The 21915-nt window shown below is 71.7% G+C and carries 21 protein-coding genes; 9 read left to right on the top strand and 12 right to left on the bottom strand.

Annotated elements, in window-relative coordinates; all coding sequences use genetic code 11:
- Nucleotides 1-83: 83 nt before the first annotated feature.
- Nucleotides 84-1754 (top strand): protein kinase, encoded by a 1671-nt coding sequence (locus ACIG5F_RS29700; RefSeq protein WP_396523044.1) that lies wholly within the window; start codon nt 84-86, stop codon nt 1752-1754.
- Between the two features lie 60 nt (nt 1755-1814).
- On the opposite strand, the gene ACIG5F_RS29695 is transcribed toward ACIG5F_RS29700, so the two are convergent.
- The gene (locus tag ACIG5F_RS29695) at nt 1815-2729 is read right to left on the bottom strand and encodes a LysR family transcriptional regulator (protein WP_396523042.1); all 915 of its coding nucleotides are present in this window, start codon (nt 2727-2729) and stop codon (nt 1815-1817) included.
- 81 nt (nt 2730-2810) lie between these two features.
- Here ACIG5F_RS29695 and ACIG5F_RS29690 point away from each other — a divergent pair, with 81 nt between their 5' ends.
- Both ACIG5F_RS29690 and ACIG5F_RS29685 read left to right on the top strand, forming a co-directional pair.
- Nucleotides 2811-3728, top strand: coding sequence for a DMT family transporter (locus ACIG5F_RS29690; protein WP_396523040.1), 918 nt, complete (start codon nt 2811-2813; stop codon nt 3726-3728).
- Nucleotides 3729-3785: 57 nt separating this feature from the next.
- A complete protein-coding gene (locus ACIG5F_RS29685; protein WP_396523038.1) occupies nt 3786-4001 on the top strand; it encodes a hypothetical protein in 216 nt (71 codons plus the stop codon).
- Here the strand turns inward: ACIG5F_RS29685 and ACIG5F_RS29680 are convergent.
- Together ACIG5F_RS29680 and ACIG5F_RS29675 are read right to left on the bottom strand one after the other, a co-directional pair.
- The gene (locus ACIG5F_RS29680) at nt 3944-4621 is read right to left on the bottom strand and encodes a response regulator (RefSeq protein ID WP_396523036.1); all 678 of its coding nucleotides are present in this window, start codon (nt 4619-4621) and stop codon (nt 3944-3946) included. The genes ACIG5F_RS29685 and ACIG5F_RS29680 overlap by 58 nt on opposite strands.
- Nucleotides 4618-5958 (bottom strand): PspC domain-containing protein, encoded by a 1341-nt coding sequence (locus tag ACIG5F_RS29675; protein ID WP_396523034.1) that lies wholly within the window; start codon nt 5956-5958, stop codon nt 4618-4620. Before ACIG5F_RS29675 ends, ACIG5F_RS29680 begins: the two co-directional genes overlap by 4 nt.
- A 75-nt stretch (nt 5959-6033) precedes the next feature.
- On the opposite strand from ACIG5F_RS29675, the gene ACIG5F_RS29670 reads away from it, so the two are divergent.
- Both ACIG5F_RS29670 and ACIG5F_RS29665 read left to right on the top strand, forming a co-directional pair.
- Entirely contained in the window at nt 6034-7266 is a 1233-nt protein-coding gene (locus ACIG5F_RS29670; protein ID WP_396523032.1) for a PspC domain-containing protein, read from the top strand.
- Entirely contained in the window at nt 7259-7462 is a 204-nt protein-coding gene (locus ACIG5F_RS29665) for a hypothetical protein (RefSeq protein ID WP_211765073.1), read from the top strand. Before ACIG5F_RS29670 ends, ACIG5F_RS29665 begins: the two co-directional genes overlap by 8 nt.
- A 172-nt stretch (nt 7463-7634) precedes the next feature.
- Here ACIG5F_RS29665 and guaA read toward each other — a convergent pair whose 3' ends face one another.
- Nucleotides 7635-9179 carry a glutamine-hydrolyzing GMP synthase gene (gene guaA / locus ACIG5F_RS29660; protein WP_396523126.1) on the bottom strand — a complete coding sequence of 515 codons (1545 nt, stop codon included), beginning with the start codon at nt 9177-9179 and terminating at the stop codon, nt 7635-7637.
- 67 nt (nt 9180-9246) lie between these two features.
- Here guaA and ACIG5F_RS29655 point away from each other — a divergent pair, with 67 nt between their 5' ends.
- A complete protein-coding gene (locus ACIG5F_RS29655) occupies nt 9247-9951 on the top strand; it encodes an aminoglycoside phosphotransferase family protein (RefSeq protein WP_396523030.1) in 705 nt (234 codons plus the stop codon).
- Nucleotides 9952-10013: 62 nt separating this feature from the next.
- Entirely contained in the window at nt 10014-11471 is a 1458-nt protein-coding gene (locus tag ACIG5F_RS29650; RefSeq protein WP_396523028.1) for an aldehyde dehydrogenase family protein, read from the top strand.
- Nucleotides 11472-11504: 33 nt separating this feature from the next.
- Here the strand turns inward: ACIG5F_RS29650 and ACIG5F_RS29645 are convergent, their stop codons facing one another.
- The gene (locus tag ACIG5F_RS29645; RefSeq protein ID WP_396523026.1) at nt 11505-13028 is read right to left on the bottom strand and encodes an FAD-binding oxidoreductase; all 1524 of its coding nucleotides are present in this window, start codon (nt 13026-13028) and stop codon (nt 11505-11507) included.
- Nucleotides 13029-13156: 128 nt separating this feature from the next.
- Here ACIG5F_RS29645 and ACIG5F_RS29640 point away from each other — a divergent pair, with 128 nt between their 5' ends.
- The gene (locus tag ACIG5F_RS29640) at nt 13157-13648 is read left to right on the top strand and encodes a hypothetical protein (protein ID WP_396523024.1); all 492 of its coding nucleotides are present in this window, start codon (nt 13157-13159) and stop codon (nt 13646-13648) included.
- Here the strand turns inward: ACIG5F_RS29640 and ACIG5F_RS29635 are convergent.
- The 4 genes from ACIG5F_RS29635 to guaB all read right to left on the bottom strand — a co-directional run bounded on the left by ACIG5F_RS29635 (nt 13642) and on the right by guaB (nt 18736).
- Complete coding sequence (locus ACIG5F_RS29635; RefSeq protein WP_396523022.1) at nt 13642-15333, bottom strand: GMC oxidoreductase; 1692 nt, start codon at nt 15331-15333, stop codon at nt 13642-13644. The two genes, ACIG5F_RS29640 and ACIG5F_RS29635, sit on opposite strands and share 7 nt — an antisense overlap.
- 24 nt (nt 15334-15357) lie before the next feature.
- Entirely contained in the window at nt 15358-15858 is a 501-nt protein-coding gene (locus ACIG5F_RS29630) for a GNAT family N-acetyltransferase (RefSeq protein ID WP_396523020.1), read from the bottom strand.
- Nucleotides 15855-16985: a GuaB3 family IMP dehydrogenase-related protein gene (locus ACIG5F_RS29625; protein WP_396523018.1), complete on the bottom strand. Its 1131-nt coding sequence runs from the start codon at nt 16983-16985 to the stop codon at nt 15855-15857. The genes ACIG5F_RS29630 and ACIG5F_RS29625 overlap by 4 nt, the downstream gene beginning before the upstream one ends.
- Before the next feature lie 242 nt (nt 16986-17227).
- On the bottom strand, nt 17228-18736 hold the full coding sequence (gene guaB, locus ACIG5F_RS29620) for an IMP dehydrogenase (RefSeq protein WP_396523017.1): 1509 nt from the start codon (nt 18734-18736) through the stop codon (nt 17228-17230).
- Between the two features lie 116 nt (nt 18737-18852).
- On the opposite strand from guaB, the gene ACIG5F_RS29615 reads away from it, so the two are divergent.
- A complete protein-coding gene (locus ACIG5F_RS29615; protein WP_396523015.1) occupies nt 18853-19242 on the top strand; it encodes a DUF5319 domain-containing protein in 390 nt (129 codons plus the stop codon).
- A 176-nt stretch (nt 19243-19418) separates the two neighbouring features.
- Here ACIG5F_RS29615 and ACIG5F_RS29610 read toward each other — a convergent pair whose 3' ends face one another.
- From ACIG5F_RS29610 to ACIG5F_RS29600, 3 genes are all read right to left on the bottom strand, one after another.
- Nucleotides 19419-20408 (bottom strand): anti-sigma-D factor RsdA, encoded by a 990-nt coding sequence (locus ACIG5F_RS29610; RefSeq protein ID WP_396523013.1) that lies wholly within the window; start codon nt 20406-20408, stop codon nt 19419-19421.
- On the bottom strand, nt 20409-20981 hold the full coding sequence (locus tag ACIG5F_RS29605) for a sigma-70 family RNA polymerase sigma factor (protein ID WP_184864544.1): 573 nt from the start codon (nt 20979-20981) through the stop codon (nt 20409-20411).
- Between the two features lie 318 nt (nt 20982-21299).
- Complete coding sequence (locus tag ACIG5F_RS29600) at nt 21300-21896, bottom strand: response regulator transcription factor (protein WP_015805222.1); 597 nt, start codon at nt 21894-21896, stop codon at nt 21300-21302.
- Nucleotides 21897-21915: the final 19 nt, after the last annotated feature.

Below are 21915 nucleotides of genomic sequence, written 5' to 3'. Positions count from 1 at the left end.
CCCTAACCTGGGGTACCCGTCCCGCCGGATGGACGGCGGGCCGCGCCTGCCGCCGACCAGCGCACCGAGGAGAGACTGCACCCGTGACTGACGACGGTCGTCTGGTCGCTGGCCGGTACCGGCTGACCAACCGGATCGGCAGCGGCGCGATGGGCGTGGTGTGGACCGCACGCGACGAGCGGCTGCACCGCACGGTCGCGGTCAAGCAGTTGCTGCTCAACAGCAGCATGAGCGCCGCCGAGTCGCACGAGGCCAAGCAGCGCGCCATGCGCGAGGGCCGGATCGCCGCCCGGTTGCAGCATCCGCACGCGATCGCCGTCTACGACGTGGCCGAAGAAGACGGCAATCCGTGGCTGATCATGGAGTACCTGCCGTCCCGGAGCCTGTCGGCGATCCTGGCCGAGCGGGGCACCATGCCGCCGCAGGAGGCCGCCCGGGTGCTGGCCCAGGCCGCGATGGCGCTGGACGCCGCGCACGCCGCCGGCATCGTGCACCGGGACATCAAGCCCGGCAACATCCTGATCGGCAACGACGGCACGGTGAAGATCACCGACTTCGGCATCTCCCGGGCCACCGGCGACGTCACCGTCACCGCCACCGGCATGCTCGCCGGCACCCCCGCCTACCTGGCCCCCGAGGTGGCCAAGGGCTACGACCCCGGGCCGCCCTCGGACGTCTTCTCGCTGGGCTCCACCGTGTACGCCGCGGTCGAGGGCGAGCCGCCGTTCGGCCTGAACGAGAACACCCTGGCCCTGCTGCACCTGGTGGCCGCCGGCGTGGTCAACCCGCCGCGGCAGGCCGGCCCGCTGCACGCGCTGCTGATGCGCCTGCTGGCCGCCGACCCCAAGGAGCGCCCGACCATGCGGCAGGCCCACGAGGGCCTGTCCGCGGTGGCCGCCGGCCGGCCCGTGCCGCCGGCGCTGCTGGGTCCGTCGGCCGCGCCCACGTGGCGCGTGAACCAGCCGCCCGCGCCCGGCACCACCCGCCAGATCCAGCCGCCCCTGTCCGTCGGCCCCGGCCCCACCCGGCTGGACGCGCGGCCCTTCGACCGCCAGCCCCAGCCGCAGCCGACCCGGGTCGGCGCGCCGATGGGCGCCGGGATGATGGGCTCCGGCCCGAACACCCGGCCGCCCGGTCTCAGACCGGGGGAGCAGTCCATCCCGCCCGCGGCCGCCAAGACCAGCAGCAAGCGCCCCATGGTGCTGGCCGTGCTGGCCGTCGTCGCCGCCGCGGTCGTCGGCATCCTGGTGGCCAGCGCCATCTCCAACTCCGGCGGCCGCGCCAACGCCGGGCAGAACACCGCCGCGCCGCCGACGCAGACCGTGGACGACACGCCGGCGCAGACCACCGCCGCGCCCACGACCACACAGAAGACCACCAGCAGCACCACCACGACCACGACGACCACAACCACGACCACCACCTCGGCCGGGCCCAGCCCGAGCGACCTGGTGCACGCCGTGCAGGGCTACTTCGAGCTGCTGCCGGACAACACCTCCGAGGCCTTCCAGCACCTCACGCCGAACATGCAGGCCAGCTCCGGCGGCGCGGACGGCTACCGCGCGTTCTGGTCCGGCGTCGACGAGGTCAAGGCGACCAAGGTGACCGCGGCCGGCAAGGACCGGGTCAGCGCCGTGGTGACGTACAAGAACAAGGACGGCTCCACCAGCAAGGAAGCCGACATCTTCACCCTGGTCCAACAGGACGGCGCCCTCCTCATCGACGCCCAGTCCCGCCAACCCCTCCCCAACTGACTTCACGCTTGGAAGGGGGCTTTCCTCCACTCGGAGTGGAGGAAAGCCCCCTTCCAAGCGTCAGTTGACGCTCTCGGCGGCGGTGCGGAGGCAGCGGATGAGGGCGGCGGTGGCCGGCTGGTCGGCGGTGAACTCGGGCACGGCGGCGTAGATGCGGCGGATGGGCTCGGGCTTGCCGACCGGCCGGACCACGATGCCCGGGGTGAGCGTGGCCAGGCCGAGGCGGGGGATCATGCTGATGCCCAGGCCGGCGGCGACGAAGCCCTGAGCGGTGGTGTAGTCGTTGCACTGCAAGGAAAAGCTCGGGCTGAAGCCGGCGGAGGCGCAGGCGTCGAGCAGGATCTGGCGGCAGGTCCAGCTGGAGGCGGCGTAGTGCTCGTTGTCCACCCACGGCTCGCCGGCCAGGTCGGACAGATCGAGAATCTCCTTGTCGGCCAACGGATGCCCGTGCGGCAGCACGGCCGAGTACGGGTCGTCGAGCAGGTGCACGAGCTGGATTCCGTGCAGCGGCGGCTTCTTCTCGTCGGCGACGACCACAATGGACGCATCGGCGCGGCCGGCGGCGGCCTCGTGGATGGGATCCAGCGGCTCCACGTTGGCCAGGTCGAGCTGCACGTCCGGATGCAGCTTGCGGAACTCGGCCACGGCCTGCGGCACCAGGGCGGCGCCGGCGGTGGAGAAGTAGCGCACGCGCAGCGTGCCGGTGCGGCCCTCGCGCAGGTCGGCCAGGGCCCGCTCGGCCTCGGCCAGGTTGTCGGCGATGGTGGCGGCGTGGTCGGTGAGCAGCTTGCCGGCGGCGGTCGGCTGCACACCGCGGCCGACCTTGGCCAGCAGCGGCAGCCCGGCCTCCCGTTCCAGCACGGAGATCTGCTGGCTGATGGCCGAGGGCGTGTAGCCCAGATTGGTCGCCGCCGCGGTGATGGATCCACTGGTCACCACCGCCCGCAGCACCTGCATCCTGCGCACGTCGAGCATGCCCGTATTCTACAGGTCAGCTTAAAGGTTCTGAAGTTTATTTCACTTGTTCTGATGCTTCGCGTCCCGCAAGCTCATCGTGTGACGACTCCGGGAAGCCTCTTTCGACTCGTTTCGCTCGCCCTGATCTGGGGTTCGAGCTTCCTGTGGATCAAGCTGGGCCTGGCCGCGCTCTCGCCGTCCCAGATGGTTTTCGCCCGGGTGGCGCTGGGCGCGCTCGTGCTGTGCACGATCGCGTTGGCCCGCCACACGCCGCTGCCGCGCGGCCGCCGGATGTGGGGCCACCTCGTCGTGTACGTGTTCTTCGCCAACGTGCTGCCGTTCACGCTGTTCGCGATCGGGGAGCAGACCGTCGACTCCGGGCTCACCGGCGTCATCAACTCGACCACGCCGCTGTGGGCGGTGCCGTGCGTGTTCCTGTTCGGCGGCGTCCGCCGGCTCGGCCTGAACACGATTCTGGGTGTGGTGGTCGGCTTCGGCGGCGTGCTGCTGATCTTCTCGCCATGGCAGGCCACCGGCGTCAACCTGGGCGGGGCGGCGGTCTGCCTGGTCGCGGCGGCCAGCTACGGCGTCGGCGTGGTCTACGCCGGCCGTTTCCTGGCCAACAAGGGCGTCGCGCCCGGCGGCCTGGCCGCCGCCCAGATGCTCACCGCCACCGTGATGAGCGCGCTGGTGCTGCCGTTCAACGGCCTCCAGCCGATCACCTTCGACGGGCCGGCGCTGCTGGCGGTGGTCGTGCTGGGTGTGTTCGGCACCGGCTTCGCCTTCCTGCTCCAGCACGCCCAGATCGCCAACGAGGGCCCGACCGCCGCGTCCATGGTGGCCTACCTGCTGCCGGTGGTCTCGGTGCTGCTCGGCGTGATCTTCCTACACGAGGCGCTGACCCTGCACGAGATCGCCGGCATGGTGATCGTGCTGGTCGGTGTGGGCCTGACCAGGCTCAAGGCCCGCAGGCCCGCGGTCGAACCGGTCGAGCGGCGCCAACCCGAGACCGTTTGAACCGGGCGCTCCCCGGATCCGTTGGCTGGGATGGGAACGGATTCGGGGAGCGTGGGCATGCTGTGGGCAGTGGTCATCGGGTCAGTGATCGTCGCGGGGCTAGCCGTGTTCTGGCACCCGCGCAAGGGCGTGCACAGCGGCGGCGGCCCGGAGGGCACGCACACCGTCGCGCACGTCATCGACACCCTGGAGCTGGAGCTGGAGAACTACGGCCGTCACACCAAGCGGCGGTCGGTGGCCCAGCGGGACAGCTCGTACCTGTTCGAGAGCTGAGTCTTGCGCAGCACGCTGGACACGTGCGTCTCCACCGTCTTCACGGAGATGAACAGCTCGGAGGCGATCTCCTTGTACGCGTAGCCCCGGGCCAGTAAGCGCAGCACCTCGCGCTCGCGCGGGGTCAGCAGGTCCAGCTCGGGGTCGGCGATCGGGGCCGCCCCGGGCCGCTCGGAGAAGGCGTCCAGCACGAAGCCGGCCAGCCGCGGCGAGAACACCGCGTCGCCCTCGGACACCCGGCGCACCGACTGGGCCAGCTCCTGGCTGGAGATGGTCTTGGTGACGTAGCCGCGGGCCCCGCCGCGGATGACCGCGATGACGTCCTCGGCGGCGTCGGACACCGACAGGGCCAGGAACACCACCGACGGGTTGGCCGGCCGGACCCGGCGCAGCACCTCGGCCCCGCCGCCGTCGGGCATGTGCACGTCCAGCAGCACGACGTCCGGGTGGTGGTGCGCGATGCCGGCGACCGCCTCGCCGACCGAGCCGGCCTCCCCGACCACCTCGACGTCCTCGCCGTGCGCGGCCAGCTCGGCCCGCACCCCGGCCCGGAACAGCGCGTGGTCGTCGACCAGGAACACCCGCACCGGCTTGCGCTGCTCGTCCTGCGGAGTCGTCACGCCTTGGCCTCCTTCTTGCGGGGCATCTCCAGCTGCACCTCGGTGCCCTCCCCCGGTGACGTGCGGAGACGGAGCGTGCCGCCGTGCCGGTCCATTCTGCCCCGAATCGAGTCCGCGAGCCCGTGCCGGTCGGTCGGCACCTGCTCCGGGTCGAAGCCCTTGCCCCGGTCCCGCACGAACACGGTCACCGTGTCCGGCTCGATCTCGGCGTACACGCTGACCTCGCCGACGCCGGAGTGCTTGGCCGAGTTGACGATCGCCTCGCGGGCGGCCTGCACCAGCGCGGTCAGCTTCACGTCCATCGGGCAGTCGCCCACCACCACCTGCGAGACCTTCACGTCGAAGGTGTCCTCGACCTCGCCGCAGGCCACGGCGATGGCCTCGTGCAGGGTGCCGAAGCTGATCGGGGCCTCCGCCGCGTCGCCGGCCTCGGCCGGCGCGGAGCGGCCCCGGCCGTAGCCGGTGGGGCCGTACAGCCAGGTCCGCAGCTGCCGTTCCTGGCTGCGGGCCAGCTTGACCACCTCGCGCGGGCTCTCCGCCTGCTTCTGGATCAGGGCAAGGGTTTGCAGCACGGAGTCGTGCAGGTGGGCGGCGATCTCCTCGCGCTCCTGGTCGCGGATGCGGGCCCGGCGCTCGTCGTCCAGGTCACGGACCAGGCGTAGCCACCACGGCACCGTGATCACCGCGACGCCGACCAGCGTGGCCAGCACCGCGATCAGCACGCTGGGCACCAGCGCCGGCGAGATCTGCCCGAACAGGAACAGGGTGACGCCGACGCACACCAGCAGCACCCCGGCGGCCACGCGGATGCGGGCCTGCCGGCCGTCTCCGATGACAAAGCCGGACACGCCGGTGCGGGCGTCGTCGCGCCACTTGCGCCGCTGCGCCTCGTCGGCCTCCCGCCACACCAGCGCGGCCCCGCCGATGCCGACGACCACCGGCACCAGGATCCAGCCGGCGACCGAGCCGTTGAGCATCGTCAGCACCAGGAACAGGCCGCCGGCGATGGCCAGCATGGCGATGCCCTGCTGGCGTTCCTTGGCGCTCATCTCGTCGGCGCGATCGTCCGGCCGCGTCTGCGCGGCGAACATCCACAGCAGCACGTAGGAGAGCGGGCCGACGAAACCGACCACGGTCAGCACGGCGAAGGCGCCGCGCACCCACACCACCGGCACACCCAGGTGGTCGGCCAGGCCGCCGGCCACCCCGGCGACGATCTTGTTCGACCCGCTGCGGTGCAACCTGCGGTCGGCGAACACCTCCGGTGTCGCGGTCTGTTCCTCGGCCAGCTGCGAACTCACCCCGAAATGGTCACACGCGCGAGGGCCCGCGGCCATCAGGGACGAGCCCGGGGATTGTTTCAGGGGGCTCCCGGATGCCGCGGGCCCGCGCCAGGCCGCATGCTCGTCACCGTGAACACGACCAAGCACTCCGGGATCAACATCGAGGCCATGGTCGCGGACTTCTGGGCCACCCGGCCCCGGCGTCTGCGGCAGGGCCGGATGGTGGCCGGTGTCGCGGCCGGCATCGGGCGGCGTTACGGCATCGACCCGGTGATCGTGCGAGTGGCACTGGTCGCCGGGACCGTCGTCGGCGGCGCCGGCGTTCTGCTCTACCTGCTGGCGTGGCTGCTGCTGGCCGAGGAGAACGACGAGGCCTCGGGTCTCGAGGCGATGATCGGCCACGGTTCGAGCTCCATGTCGCGGGGCATGACCATCTTCCTGGCCATCGTCTGCGTGCCGGCCTTCTTCACCATGTTCGACGGCACCTACGGCTTCGTCGGCGGTGTGGTCAGCGCGGCCGCGCTGCTGGGCGGGCTGTTCCTGCTGCACCGACACCGCGCCGACCAGGGGGTTGCCGGCGCACCCACCACCATGTCAGGGGGACCGATGACCGCACCGAGCTACGCGCCTGGTGCCGCCGCGCCGGCCGACTGGGACCCGCTGGGCGCGGCCCCGCTCCAGTGGGACCTGCACGACCCGAACGAGCCCGTCACGGTGGCCACCGTGACCGACGAGGACAAGACCCTCGCGGTCCGGCCGCGCCGGCGGCGCTCCCCGGTCGGCGGCGTCACCATGGGCGTGGCCGTGCTGACCGCCGCCGCGCTGCTCGTCCTCAAGGTCGGACTGGGCCTGACCTGGCTGACCCTGCCGCACATCCTCGGCATCGTCGTCGGCGTGCTGGCCGGCGGCCTGGTGGTCGGGGCGTTCCTGCGCGGCGGGCGCGGCCTGATCGTGCCGACCGTGCTGGTCGGGCTGGCCGCGGTGGCGCTGACCAACTCGCCCACCGGCGGCAGCGCCGGCCTCGGCGACCTGCGGGCCACGCCGACCGACGACCTCGCGCCCAGCTACGCCCGCTCGCTCGGCGACGTCCGGCTCGACCTGACCGAACTCAAGCTGGACAAGGACAAGCCCGCCCGCACCACGGTCAGCGTGGACGCCGGGCTGGCCCGGGTGATCGTGCCGGCCAACGCCAACGTGGACCTCACCTGCACCTCCAACGTGGGGCCGGTGCACTGCCTGACCCGCAGCGCCGACTGGCACGACATCGACCTGCACGTGACCGACACCGTGGACAACCCCGCCGGCACCATCATCCTCGATGTGCACTCCGGCGCCGGCAACATCGAGGTGACCCGTGGCTGATCTCGAACGCCGGGGCGGCCCCCGGTTGGTGAGCCTGCTGTTCGGCATCGGCGGCCTGTTCGCCACCGCCTATGCCCTGTCCGACGGCAAGATGGCCGACCTGCCGTTCGGGGTGACCGGACTGGTCGCGGGCGGGGCCATCCTCATCGGACTGCTGATTCTCATGTGGACGGTCAGACCCTCCGCCCGGAAGTGAGGAACCGGCCCCCGCCGTTGCCGAGGCGGGGGCCGGTTCATGTCATGAAGGGCCCCATACTGACGTTGAACGTCAGTATGGGGCCCTTCATGACGCTTTTCCGTGCTAGGAAAAGGCCGATACTGGCGCAGTGAGAGGGCCTGGCGTTCGGTGACGCAGCTGCGTCAGGGGGTCACTCCCACTCGATGGTGCCCGGGGGCTTGCTCGTCACGTCGAGGACCACTCGGTTGACGTCGGCCACCTCGTTGGTGATGCGGGTGGAGATCCGCTCCAGCACGTCGTAGGGCAGCCGGGTCCAGTCCGCGGTCATGGCGTCCTCGCTGGACACCGGGCGCAGCACCACCGGGTGGCCGTAGGTGCGGCCGTCGCCCTGCACGCCGACGCTGCGCACGTCGGCCAGCAGCACCACCGGGCACTGCCAGATGTCGCGGTCCAGGCCGGCCGAGGTCAGCTCCTCGCGGGCGATGGCGTCGGCGGCGCGCAGGATCTCCAGGCGCTCGGCCGTCACCTCGCCGATGATGCGGATGCCCAGGCCCGGGCCGGGGAACGGCTGCCGGTGCACGATCGTCTCGGGCAGGCCCAGCTCCAGGCCGACCCGGCGCACCTCGTCCTTGAACAGCGCGCGCAGCGGCTCCACCAGCGTGAACTGGAGGTCCTCGGGCAGGCCGCCGACGTTGTGGTGGCTCTTGATGTTCGCGGTGCCGGCGCCGCCGCCGGACTCCACCACGTCCGGGTAGAGCGTGCCCTGGACCAGGAAGTCGTACTGCTCCTTGTCCTGGAGGTCCTGGGCCGCCTGCTCGAACACGCGGATGAACTCGCGGCCGATGATCTTGCGCTTCTGCTCCGGGTCGCTGACCCCGGCCAGCGCGCCCAGGAACCGCTCGCGGGCGTCCACGGTGACCAGGTTGACCCCGGTCGCCGCCACGAAGTCCCGCTCCACCTGCGTGCGCTCACCCGCGCGCAACAGGCCGTGGTCGACGAACACGCAGGTCAGCCGATCCCCGATGGCCCGCTGCACCAGGGCCGCGGCCACCGCCGAGTCCACGCCGCCGGACAGGCCGCAGATGGCCCGGCCCTCGCCGACCTGCTCCCGGATCCGCGCCACCTGCTCGTCCACGATCGACGCCGTCGTCCACTGGGGACGGATGCCCGCGATGTCGTGCAGGAAACGGCGCAGCACCTCCTGGCCGTGGGGGGAGTGCCCCACCTCGGGGTGGTACTGCACGCCCGCGAAGCGCTTCTCCACGTTCTCGAAGCCCGCGACCGGCGCGCCGTCGCTGCTCGCCGTCACCGTGAAGCCCTCGGGGGCCTTGGTGACGCTGTCGCCGTGGCTCATCCACACCGGGTGGTGGGCCGGCAGGTCCTCGTGCAGCACGCCGCCGTCGGCCGACAGGTCGGTGCGGCCGTACTCGCGGGCTCCCGTGTGGGCCACCACGCCGCCCAGCGCCTGAGCCATGGCCTGGAAGCCGTAGCAGATGCCGAACACCGGGATGCCCGTGTCGAACAGCGCCGGGTCGATCTGCGGGGCGTTGTCCGCGTACACGCTGGACGGGCCGCCGGACAGCACGATGGCCGCCGGGTTCTTGGCAACGAGTTCGTCGACGGTGGCGGTGTGCGGGACAACCTCGGAGTACACCTGGGCCTCGCGCACCCGGCGCGCGATCAGCTGGGCGTACTGCGCGCCGAAGTCGACGACGAGCACGGGTCGGCTCACGATCAGCGGACCTCCTGGTCGGGGGATATTCGCTATCTTCCCAGTTCTCCGCGTCGCTAGCGTGCACCGGGTGGAGCTGCGCGGCGGGCTGAACACGGTGTGGTTGATCGACGGCCGCGTGCACCGCCCGGCCGGCCCGTGGACGGAACGCGTGCATGCCTTGCTGCGCCACGTTTCCGAGGCCGGATTCGCCCAAGCCCCGCTCCCCTTCGGGTTCGACGAAGAGGGCCGGGAAGTGCTGTCCTACGTGCCGGGTGAAGTTGGTCACCACTTCCCGACCAGCGACGAGGCGGTGGTCAGCGCGGCCCGGCTGCTGCGCCGCTATCACGACGCCACGCTGGGCTTCGAGCCCGGCGACGGCTGGCAGCGGGCGGCGGTCGAGCCGGTCGAGGTGCTCTGCCACGGCGACTTCGCGCAGTACAACCTGGCCTTCGACGGCGACACCGCGGTCGGGATGATCGACTTCGACTGGGCGCTGCCCGGCCCGCGCTGGTACGACGTAGCCTACGGGGTGTACCGGTTCGCCCCGCTCTACCCCGAGACGCCGCTGGAGCGGCAGCTGCGCGGCGCGGCCCTGTTCTGCGACGCCTACGGCGCCTCCGAGTCGACCCGGCGCGGGGTGGCGGACAACATGGCGTCCTATTTGGTCGCGATGGCCGAGCAGGTCGAACAGGACCCTCGGTTCGTGACGCAGCGGGCCGAGCAGCACAACGTCATGTACCGGGCGCACGCCGCGGCGCTGCCGCTGCTCATGGGGACACTTTGTAGCGGTTGACCTGTCACGTTGTACCCAATGGCCACCGGCGTTACCGGGTGTGGTGGTCCTATCGTGAGGGCATGGACGACGCGATCGAGGCGAAGCCCCGCCCGAGCTGGATCGCCGGTCAGCCCGAGCAGGGCGCGACCGAGCTGCTGGTGCACCACCCGTACGACGGCACCGAGGTCGCCTCCGTCGCCGTGCCCGGCCCCGACCAGGTGGAACGGGCCGTGCAGGCCGCCGCCGACGTGGCCGTGGCGTTCCGCTCCTCGCCGGCTCACCTGCGGGCCTCGGCGCTGATGCACGTCTCCGAGCAGCTCGCGGTCCGCCGCGAGGAGATCGCCGAGGTCATCACCGCCGAGAACGGCAAGCCGCTGAGGTGGGCCGAGGCCGAGGTGAACCGGGCCGTGTCCACGTTCCGGTTCGCGGCCGAGGAGGCCCGCCGGTTCACCGGCGAGATGCAGCGCCTGGACACCGACCCGGCGGCCGAGGGCCGGCTGGCCCTGGTGCGGCGGGTCTCGCGCGGCCCGGTGCTAGGCATCGCGCCGTTCAACTTCCCGCTGAACCTGGTGGCGCACAAGGTCGCGCCGGCGCTGGCGGTGGGCTCGCCGATCATCGTCAAGCCGGCCCCGCGCACCCCCCTGTCCGCGCTGATCCTGGGCGAGCTGCTGGCCGAGACCGACCTGCCGGCGGGCGCGTTCTCGGTGCTGCCGGTGGGCAACGAGGAGACCGTCGCCCTGGTCAAGGACCCGCGGCTGCCGGTGGTGTCGTTCACCGGCTCCGGCCCGGTCGGCTGGTCGATCATGGACTCGGCGCCGCGCAAGCACGTCGTGCTGGAGCTGGGCGGCAACGCCGCGGCCGTGGTCGCCGGGGACTGGAGCTCCGAGGCCGACCTGGACTTCGCGGCCAAGCGCATCGCGCTGTTCGCCAACTACCAGGCCGGGCAGTCGTGCATCGCGGTGCAGCGGGTGATCGTCGACTCGAAGGTGGCCGAGGAGTTCGTGCCGCGCCTGGTGGCCAGCGTCCGCGACCTGATCACCGGCGACCCGCACGACCCGGACGTCGAGGTCGGGCCGCTGGTCGACACCGCCGCCGCCGAGCGCGTCGCGTCCTGGGTCGACGAGGCGGTCAAGGGCGGGGCCGAGCTGCTGGCCGGCGGCCACCGCGCCGGCGCCACCATCGAGCCCACCGTGCTGGCCAACGTGCCTGAGGACAGCAAGGTCTGGGCCGAGGAGGTCTTCGGCCCGGTGCTCGCGGTGTCCGTTGTGGACGGTGAGGACGCCGCCATCGCCGCGGTCAACGACTCGGCCTACGGCCTGCAGGCCGGGCTGTTCACGCACAACCTCCAGCTGGCCTTCCGGGCCTCGGCCGAACTGGAGGTCGGCGGCCTGATCGTCGGCGACGTGCCGTCCTACCGGGCCGACCAGATGCCCTACGGCGGCGTGAAGGGCTCCGGCTTCGGCCGTGAGGGCCTGCGCTCGGCGATGGCCGACTTCACCGAGGAACGCGTGATGGTGCTGACCAACGTGAAGTTCTGAGCATTGGGGCGCTCCCCCGGGAGCGCCCCAATGTCACGCCTTGGCCACCGACTGGTCGAAGGACAGCACGCCGTCCGGGTCGTACTGCTGGGCGACCTTGCGCAGCTTGGCCACGTTCGGGCCGTAGTAGGCGGTTGCCCAGTCCTTGATGCCGGCGTCGATGTAGTTGACGTACGCGCCGTCGCCGATCAGGTCGCCCAGGTTGTCCCGGACCTCGCCGACCGCCGTGCGGGCCGATGCCGCGGTCGAGCCCTGGTAGATCTGGGCGGTGGCAAGGGATCCGCGGTGCGGGAAGGCGGTGTCGGTCGCGCCGACCCGGGCCGCCGCGCCGCCGATGCTGTCGAACAGGACGTCCATGCCGTTGCGGCCGGACATCAGCTCGGCGAACTTTCCGGTGTCCGACAACGGCTTCGCCAGCACACGCGAGGTCGCCGTGAACGATTCCCGCTTCAGCACGCCGTTTCCGTTCCAGCTGGGCGTGCACTGGGCGTTGCTGTAGCTGGCGCAGCCGCCGAAGTACTTCATACCGTCCAAATAGGACTTCGCCAGCGTGTACCGGCTGTTGGGCTGCACGCCAGTGGCGGCGATCAGCTTGCTCAGCAAGGGATTCAGCCCCGACTGCGAGCCGACGAAACAGCCGTTGACCCGGCACGTCGGCGGATTCCCACCGGACACGCCCATCGTCGTCCACAGCTCGTCCGGCGCGTCGGCCACGAACTGCTGCCAGCCGCCGAGCACGTCGGCCACCGAGCCGCTCGGGAACTGGAGCTGGAACACCGTCAGCTGCGGGGCCGGCTCGGTCTGGAACGTGAACGAGGTGACCACGCCGAAGTTGCCGCCGCCCCCGCCGCGCAGCGCCCAGAACAGGTCCGGCTCCTGCGAGGCCGACACCGTGCGCAGCTTGCCGTCGCCGGTCACGATCTGCGCCGACACCAGCTTGTCGCAGGTCAGGCCGTACTTCGTGGTCAGCACCCCGACCCCGCCGCCCAGCGTCAGGCCGCCGATGCCCACCGTCGGGCACGACCCCGCCGGCAGGCACCGCCCCGCGTTGGCCAGCGCCACATAGACGTCCATCAGCCGCGCGCCGGCCCCGATCGTCGCCGTGCCGTCGGCCTGCACCTGCACATCGCTCATGCCACCCAGATCCACCACCAGGCCACTGTCCGGTGTGGAGTATCCGACGTAGCTGTGGCCGCCGCTGCGGGCCGCGATCGGGATCCTCGAGGCGTAGGCCAGGGCCACGCAGGCCTGGACGTCGCTCGGGTTCGCCACCTGCGCCACCGCCGCCGGCTTTCGGCTGTCGAACAACGGGTTGTAGGCCAGCTTCGCCGTCGCGTACCCCGCGTCGCTCGGCAGCACCAGCTTGCCCTTCAGCTGCCCCCGCAGCTTCTCCCAGTCCGCCGGCACCGCCGGCGGCCTCGTCGTCGTGGTCGGCGTCGGGCTGGCGCTGGTCGTCGTGGGGCCGGGCGCGCCCGTCGTCGGGCCGCAGGCCGACACCGCGACCGCCGTCGCCCCCAACCCGGCCGCCTGCAAGAACGCCCGCCGGCTGATCGCCATCCTGACCACCTCCTCACCCGAGGACGCGTCGGAACCGTCCGCGTTGCCAGCAGTCTTCCAACGATCCGAGGCGACCGCTCGCTGACCACCGGGGACCTCTCCCGGCCGGTCCGTGGTGTCCTACGCCCATGACCCGACTCGCCGGCGTGCTCGCCCTCGCGCTGCTGGCCGCCGCCTGCACCTCACCCCAGGCCGGCTCCGCGTCTCCCGCCACGACCCGCCCCGCCACCAGAACCACCACGACCACCACGCCGCCCAAGCCGACCCTGCCCAAGGCCGCCGACGGCACCGACCTCTCCGCCTGCGCCGACAACAACTGCGAGGTCCAGGTCTCCGCCCCCGGCCCCATCCGCCTGCCCGAGGGCGCCGGCGCCACCCTCTCCGTCGCCTCCATCGGCGCCGACTCCGTGTCGCTGTCCTTCCTCCCCACCAGCGACGGCGGCTTCACCGTCGGCTGCGACGCCCCCGACCCCAATGCCTGCGAAGGCACCCAGCTGACCAGCGGCAACGCCCTCGTCACCGGCAAAGCCACCGCGAAGGCCACCGCCAACAACGTCACCGTGCTGATCGAGGGCGTGCTCGGCGGCGTGGCCGTGCTCCGGATCTACCCGGCTCACTGATCGGTCAGGCGCAGCGCTCCCGGGGCGTCGGCGGGAACGACGGGGTGCTTGGGGGCGACGGGGGCCAGCCGCCGGTAGCCCTCGGCCGGGCGCTGGTCCTCCTCGCCCTTGTTTGGCCATAGGGAGAAGGCCCTCTCGGCCTGGGCGGTGATGGTCAGGGAGGGGTTGACGCCGAGGTTGGCTGAGATGGCCGAACCGTCCACAATGGACAGCCCGGGGTGGCCGAAAGCCCGGTGGTACGGGTCGATCACGCCCTGGGAGGCGTCCGAGCCGATGGCGCAGCCGCCGATGAAGTGGGCGGTCAGGGGGATGTTGGCCAGCTCGCCCCAGGTGCCGCCGGGGAAGCCGCCGATGTGCTTGGCGGCCAACTGGTTGGCCAGGTGGCCGGCGGGGATGAAGGCGGGGTTCGGCTCGCCGTGCCCCTGCTTGGAGGTGAGCTTGCCGCGCCGGGTGTAGGTGGTGATGGAGTTGTCCAGGCTCTGCATCACCAGCAGGATCACGGTCCGTTCGCTCCACCGGTGCACGGACAGCAGCCGAGCGGTGATGAGGGGATGCCGAACGGCGTAGCGCAGGAACTGCAACCACCGGGCGGTGGACAGGGAGCCGTCGGTGGCGACGGTTTGCAGCAGCCCCATGGCGTTGCTGCCCTTGCCGTAGCGGACGGGCTCGATGTGGGTGGTCTCGTCGGGGTGGATGGACGAGGTGATGGCCACGCCCCGGCTGAAGTCCTGGGACGGGTCGAAGCTGAGCCGGCCCGCCCCGATGATGGCCTCGGAGTTGGTGCGGGTGAGCTCGCCGAGGCGCTTGGAGAGTCGGGGCAGGGCGCCGGTGTCACGCATCTTGTGCAGCAGGTTCTGGGTGCCCCAGGTGCCGGCGGCCAGCACGACCCGGGCGGCGGTCAGCGACGAGCGGCCGCCGACACGGGCCCCGGTGCGCCGGGTGTCGATCCGCCACGTGCCGTCGGCCAGCTCCCGCAGCCCGGTCACGGTGGTCATCGGCAGCACCTTGGCCCCGGCCTGCTCGGCCAGGTACAGGTAGTTCTTGACCAGGGTGTTCTTGGCCCCGACCCGGCAGCCGGTCATGCACGAGCCGCACTCGGTGCACCCGGTGCGCGACGGCCCGACCCCGCCGAAGAAGGGATCGGCGACGGACCGGCCCGGCTCGCCGAAGTACACGCCGACCGGCGTCGGGTGGTACGAGTCGGAGATGCCCATGTCCGCGGCGACCTTCTGCATCACCCGGTCCGATGGCGTGGTCGTGGGATTGGTGACCACGCCGAGCATGCGGCTGGCCTGGTCGTAGAACGGGGAGAGCTCGGCCTCCCAGTCGGTGATGTGGGCCCACTGCGGGTCGGCGAAGAACGGCTTGAGCGGCCGGTACAGGGTGTTGGCGTACACCAGCGACCCGCCGCCGACACCGGCCCCGGCCAGCACCATGACGTTGCGCAGGGCGTGGATCCGCTGGATGCCGTAGCAGCCGAGGCCGGGGGCCCAGAGGAAGCGGCGCAGGTCCCACGAGGTCTTGGCGAACTCGTCGTCGCTGAACCGCCGCCCCGCTTCCAGCACGGCGACCCGGTAGCCCTTCTCGGTCAGCCGCAGCGCGGCGACGCTGCCGCCGAAGCCGGAGCCGACCACCACGACGTCGTAATCGACGGGAGCACCGTTGCTACTCGTCAGTAGGCCCATACGCCGAGGGTAGGCCGAACGGGCTTACGGCACCAGATCGGTCCGCAAAACGCCGTACATGACCATGTCCCGACGGACCCCGCCGCGCACGTGGGCCCCGCGGATCAGGCCCTCGCGGATCAGGCCGGCCTTCTCCAGCGCCCGCTGCTCGGCGATGTTCTCGGCATCGGTGCCGGCCTCGATCCGGCCGTACGGCGTGGTGGCGAACAGGTGCTCCACCAGCAGCCGCTGCGAGAGCGTGCCGACGCCCCGGCCGCGCGCGGACGGCAGCAGCCCGATGCCGATGTTCCACGCCACGCAGCCGACGGTCGGCCCGTACATCACCGGATGCCAGCTGACCAGGCCCAGCCGCTCGCCGGTGGCGGTGTCCACCACCAGCAGCCGGTGGATCTGCACCTTGATCAGGTCGTGCACGGTCTCGTCGTCGTCGGGCTCGAAGTCGCCGTCGAAGTCGGCCTGGACGTACTCGATGTCCTCCTGGGTCGGCTCGACCAGGCCGACGCCGTCCCGCTCGGCCACGCTCATCCGCGCACCGTGAGGCCGACCTTCTGGAACTCCTTGAGGTCGGAGTAGCCGGTCTTGGCCATCGCCCGCTTCAGCGCGCCGAACAGGTTGACCGCGCCGTCCGGGTCCGAGGACGGCCCGAACAGCAGCGTGCGCAGGTCCACCTCGGCCTCCGCGCCGACGGTCACCCGGGAGCGCGGCACGGACGGGTGGGCGGCGGCCGAGGTCCAGTACAGGCCCTGGCCGGGCGCCTCGGTGGCGGCCGACAGCGGCTCGCCCAGCATCACCGCGTCCGCGCCGCAGGCGATGGACTTGGCGATGTCGCCGCTGGAGTGCACGCCGCCGTCGGCGATCACGTGCACGTAGCGGCCGCCGGTCTCGTCCAGGTAGTCCCGGCGGGCCGCCGCCGCGTCGGCGATGGCGGTGGCCATCGGGACCCCGATGCCCAGCACCTGGTCGGTGGTGGTGACACCGCTGGAGTGCCCGTAGCCCACGATCACGCCGGCCGCGCCGGTGCGCATCAGGTGCATGGCCGTGCGGTAGTCGCCCACGCCGCCGGCGATCACCGGCACGTCCAGGTCGGCGATGAACTGCTTGAGGTTGATCGGCTCGCCGTCGCGGGCCACGTGCTCGGCCGACACGATCGTGCCCTGCAACACGAGGATCTCCACGCCCGCGGCCAGCAGGTCCGGGGTGAGCTCGGCGGCCCGCTGCGGGCTGACCCGCACCGCCACCGTGACGCCCGAGTCCCGCACCTGCTTGATCGCCTCGGCGATCAGGTCGGCCTGGATCGGCGCCGCGTGCAGCTCCTGGAGCAGCCGGGTGACGGCCAGCGGGTCGTCCTCCTCGGCGGCCCGGGTGAGCCGGAACATGGCGTCCTCGACGTCGCCGTGCCGGGCCCACAGGCCCTCGGCGTTGATCACGCCCAGCCCGCCCAGCTCGCCGACCGCCACCGCGGTGCGCGGCGAGACCACCGCGTCCGTCGGGTGCGTGATCAGCGGGATGTCGAAGCGGTAGGCGTCGATCTGCCAGGACGTCGACACGTCCTTGGACGACCGCGTCCGCCGCGACGGGATGATCTCGATGTCATCCAGCTCGTAAGCCCGCCGCGCGGAGCGACCCATCCCGATTTCGACCAAGTCCCGCACGGCAGATCCCTTCACAAGGCAACCGGCACAGAATAGGTGAACCGGTGATGAGGCATTCGCGAGGCCGCGCCGGTGCCTGGACCGCAGCCGGATTTCACCCGCCGCCACCCGAGGCGACCCACCACCCGAGCCGATGCGGCGGGTTAAATCCGGCCAGGGAAGGCACCGGTCACGAGCGGCCTCGCCCCGCGCGGAACGCGCGGCGTGAACACAGCCTCGCCCCGCGCGGAACGCGCGGCATGTCACCGAGTGGTGTAGTTCGGAGCCTCCACGGTCATGGTGATGTCGTGCGGGTGCGACTCCTTGAGACCGGCCGCGGTGATGCGCACCAGCTGCTTGCACTGGAGCTCGGCGATGGTGCTGGAGCCGGTGTAGCCCATGCCGGCCCGCAGGCCGCCGATGAGCTGGTGGGTGACCTGGGACAGCGGGCCGCGGAAGGGCACCCGGCCCTCGATGCCCTCGGGGACCAGCTTGTCCTCGTTGAGCACGTCGTCCTGGAAGTACCGGTCCTTGGAGTACGACTTGGCCTGGCCCCGCGACTGCATCGCGCCCAGCGAGCCCATGCCCCGGTAGATCTTGAACTGCTTGCCGTTGACCAGGATCAGGTCGCCAGGGGCCTCGGCGGTGCCGCCGAGCAGGCCGCCCATCATCACCGCGCTGGCGCCGGCGGCGATGGCCTTGGCGATGTCGCCGGAGTACTGGATGCCGCCGTCGCCGATGACCGGCACGCCGGCCGGCCGGCAGGCCTGGTCGGCCTCGTAGATGGCGCTGATCTGCGGCACGCCGACGCCGGCGACCACACGAGTGGTGCAGATCGAGCCGGGGCCGACGCCGACCTTCACGCCGTCCGCGCCGGCGTCCACCATGGCCTGCGCGCCGACCCGGGTGGCCACGTTGCCGCCGACGATGTCGACGGTGTCGCCCAGGTCCTTCTTCAGCCGCGCCACCATCTCCAGCACGCTGCGGGAGTGGCCGTGCGCGGTGTCCACCATCAGCACGTCCACGCCGGCCTCGGCCAGGCTCATCGCCCGGGCGTAGGCGTCCTCGCCCACGCCGACCGCGGCGCCGCAGATCAGGCGGCCGTCCGGGTCCTTGGTGGCCATCGGGTACTGCTCGGTCTTGACGAAGTCCTTCACGGTGATCAGGCCGCGCAGCTTGCCGTCGCCGTCCACGATCGGCAGCTTCTCGATCTTGTGCCGGCGCAGCAGGCCCAGCGCGGCCTCGGCCGACACGCCCACCTGGGCGGTGACCAGCGGACCCTTGGTCATCACCTCGCGCACCGGGCGGCTGTGGTCGACCTCGAAGCGCATGTCCCGGTTGGTGATGATGCCGATCAGCTTGCCGTCCGGCTCGGTCACCGGCACGCCGGAGATGCGGAACTTGCCGCACAGCGCGTCCACCTCGGCCAGGGTGGCGTCCGGCGAGCAGGTCACCGGGTCGGTCACCATGCCGGCCTCGGAGCGCTTGACCACCTCGGCCTGCGCGGTCTGCTCCTCGATGGACAGGTTGCGGTGCAGCACGCCGATGCCGCCCTGGCGGGCCATGGCGATGGCCATCCGGGCCTCGGTCACGGTGTCCATCGCGGCGGAGACCAGCGGGATGCGCAGCGTCACGTTGCGGGAAAGCTTGGTCGAGGTGTCGACCTGGCTCGGGATGACGTCGGACTCGGCGGGCAGCAGCAGCACGTCGTCGAAGGTCAACCCGACCATGGCGAACTTCGACGGCGTTTCCTGAGCGGTGAGCTCGGTCATGATTCGGGCCTCTGGCCTTCCTGCACTGACTACAAAGGGTGGATTTTCGCAGGCGGAGCGCCTGTGTCCATGGTATCCGGAGCCATCTCTGGACTGGCGCGGTACCGTGCGGGGTCGTGCCGCACGACGCGTTGCCTCCAGACCCCTTCGCGGGCGACCCCGACGACCCCGCTCGGGCGCTGCGCGAAGCCGACGACGACCATGAGCACGACCCGATCGGCGAGGAGGAGCGGGCCGAGCTGATCAACGACCTCAGCGATCTCGCCGTCTACCAGGCGCTGTTGCAGCCGCGTGGGGTCCGCGGGGTGGTGGTGGACTGCGGCGACTGCGACGAGCCCCACTACCACGACTGGGCCCTGCTCCAGGCCAGCCTGGAGCAGCTGCTGCACGACGGCCACATGCGGCCGCACGAGCCGGCCTTCGACCCGGACCCGGCCGACTACGTGAGCTGGGAGTACTGCCGGGGCTACGCCGACGGCGTCAACGAACGCGAGAGCGCCCGCTGAACTGCGAGCAAGCTCACACTGTGACGCCCCGCCCATAACACTCGGAACAGACCTTCCCCTCCCCCCGAAATGCCGGAAAGGTCCGTTTCTCACGTCAGGCGCCCCGCCCCGAACGCTTGGAAGGGGGCCTTCCTCCACTCCAAGTGCAGGAAAGCCCCCTTCCAAGCTTCTGGGGGTCAGCTGGTGGCGGTGGTGTCGCCGGTGGCGGCGCCGGCGCCGCTGGTGCCGCCGTTGGGCGGGTTGCCGCTGCTCGGGTCGGGCGGGTTGCCGCGGCCGCTGCCGGCGCTCTCGGAGGAGCTGGTCGACGGGGGCGGCGAGCTGGAGCTCGTCGGCGTCGAGGGCGTGGTCGTGGTGGTGGTCGGCAGCGTCGTCGTGGTGCTGGTCGGCGGCGTGCTGGTGACGCCCGGGTCCGAGGTCAGCGTCGGCGAGGACGGCGTCGACGGGGAGGTGGGCTGCGAGACGGTGGTGTTGAGCTCGTTGACCAGGCTCTGGTGGGTCTTGGACAGGTCCGAGCGGCCGTCCTCGGTGGAGACCAGGGGCAGCGAGCTCTTGGCGTTGGCCAGCGCGGTGCGGGCGTCGCCGATGCGGCCCTGGCTCAGGGCCGAGCGGGCGGCGTTCAGGTCGGACTCGACGGCCACGGCGGCCTCGATGGAGTGCGCGTGGTCGGTGTAGAGCATCTGGGTAAGCCCCCAGAGGGCGTCACCGGGCCTGGCGTCGCGGGCGGCGAGGCTCACGCCGGTGAAGGCGATGGCCAGCACGGCGGCCGCGGTGGCCAGCGGGACCAGGAGTCGGGGTCGGCGGCGGGCGGCGCGCCGGGCGTCCAGCACGGTCCGGGCCGCGGTCTCGGTGTCGACGAGCTCGCCGAACGGCTCGTTGTCGACGTCACGCCGCCAGGACAGCAGCAACGCGCTCAGCTCGTGGCCGGCGAGCGCGGAACTCAGATCGGGATTGCCTCCGCCCAGGGCGTCCAGCAGGGCGTCGTCGGCCCGCACCGCGCCCAGGTCCACCGGCACGTCGGCCCCCAGGTCGAACCCGTTCACCAGCTCCAGCGGGTCGTCGCCGGTCAACACCGGTCTACTGACCCCCAGATCGCCCACCAGACGGCCGCTGAACTGCCAGTCTCTCGTGGCGGCATCCTCATCGCCGGGCCCGTGCTGCTCGGCCACTCAGACCACCTCCTCCGCTGCCAACGTCTTGCGTAGTCTCGCCAGTGCCCGATGCTGGGCGACCCGCACCGCGCCCGGGGTCGATCCCACCGCGTCCGCGGTCTCCTCGGCCGACAGGCCGACGACCACGCGGAGCAACAGGATCTCCCGCTGCTTCGCGGGCAGGATGCGCAGCAACTGCGCCATGCGCTCGGACAGCTCGCCGTGCATCGCGCGCTGTTCCGGCCCGGCGTCGGTCTCCGGGGCGTCCGGGACCTCGGGCACGGGCTCGGCGCGGTTGCGGGCGGCCGCGCGGTGCGCGTCGGCGACCTTGTGCGCGGCTATGCCGTACACGAAGGCGAGAAAAGGCCGGCCCTGATCGCGGTAACCGGGCAGCGCCGTGAGCACCGCGAGACACACCTCCTGGGCGACGTCGTCCGCCGAGGCGAAAGACCTCTCCTGCCTGCCGACACGGGCGCGGCAGTACCGCACCACCAGAGGGCGGATCGACGCCAGGACACGCTCGATGGCCTGGCGGTCGCCATCAACGGCCGCGCCCACTGCGGCGTCCAGTCCGTCCCCCGTAGTGCTCATCGCAGACAACAGCCCTGGTGTTACTTCTGGGCACGCCGAGGAGTCGGCATGCGAGACGTTGGTCGCTTCAACCCGGTCCGACTCACCGTACCGGGCGACACCGCCGATGTAACGCCGCGGCGGGTAACCCTTGGTCACCGAGTGTGGCATCAGGAGGCAGACACGGGCCAGTCCAGCTCAGGATTCGCTGAGCTGGACCAGTGCGGTTGCGACACCGGTGACAACGCGGTAGCGGGGAACCGGCTTCCCCGCCCTCCGCTCGGGGGACGCCCCGGGAGAATGTGGCGTCCCCGACACTGGATCGAGTGGGACCTGCGACTACGACACCAGGCCGCGGCGGAAGCCGTGCGCGACGGCCTGAGCGCGGTCACGGACGCCGAGCTTGCGGAACAAGCGGCGCGCGTGCGTCTTGACGGTGTCCTCGGACAGGTACAGCTCGCGGCCGATCTGTCCGTTGCTCTTGCCCTGGCTCATGCCGCGCAGCACCTGGAGCTCGCGCTCGGTGAGCTGCACGCCCGGGTCCGAGGGCTGGCGGGGCGCCGGCACCGAGGTGCTGGCCAGCGTGTGCGCGAGCGCGGCGACCAGCTCCGGCCGGGACGCGTCCCAGCGCAGGTAGCCGCGGGCCCCGCCGGCGATCGCGGCGGCGATGCTGCCGGCGTCGTCCGGCGCGCCGAAGACGATGACGTTGGCCTGGGGGTTGGCCGAGACGAGCCGCCGGGTCGCTTCGACACCGGTCGGCACGGCGCGCTGGGTTCCCACCAGTACGACATCCACGGGCTGCCGGGAGAACCGCGCCAACAACTCGTCACCGTGTGCCACGCAGTCGATGCGACTGACCCCAGGGACTGCCGACATGACACGCGTCAGCCCCTCCCGCACGCTGCGGCGGTCGTCGCAGATCAAGACCGTCGTCACGGGGACTCCTTTCCGACAG

The sequence above is a fragment of the Kutzneria sp. NPDC052558 genome (genome assembly GCF_044547355.1).
GTDB lineage: Bacteria > Actinomycetota > Actinomycetes > Mycobacteriales > Pseudonocardiaceae > Kutzneria.
The sequence above is the reverse complement of the archived record's forward strand: the minus strand, read 5'-3'. Positions and strand labels throughout refer to the sequence as shown.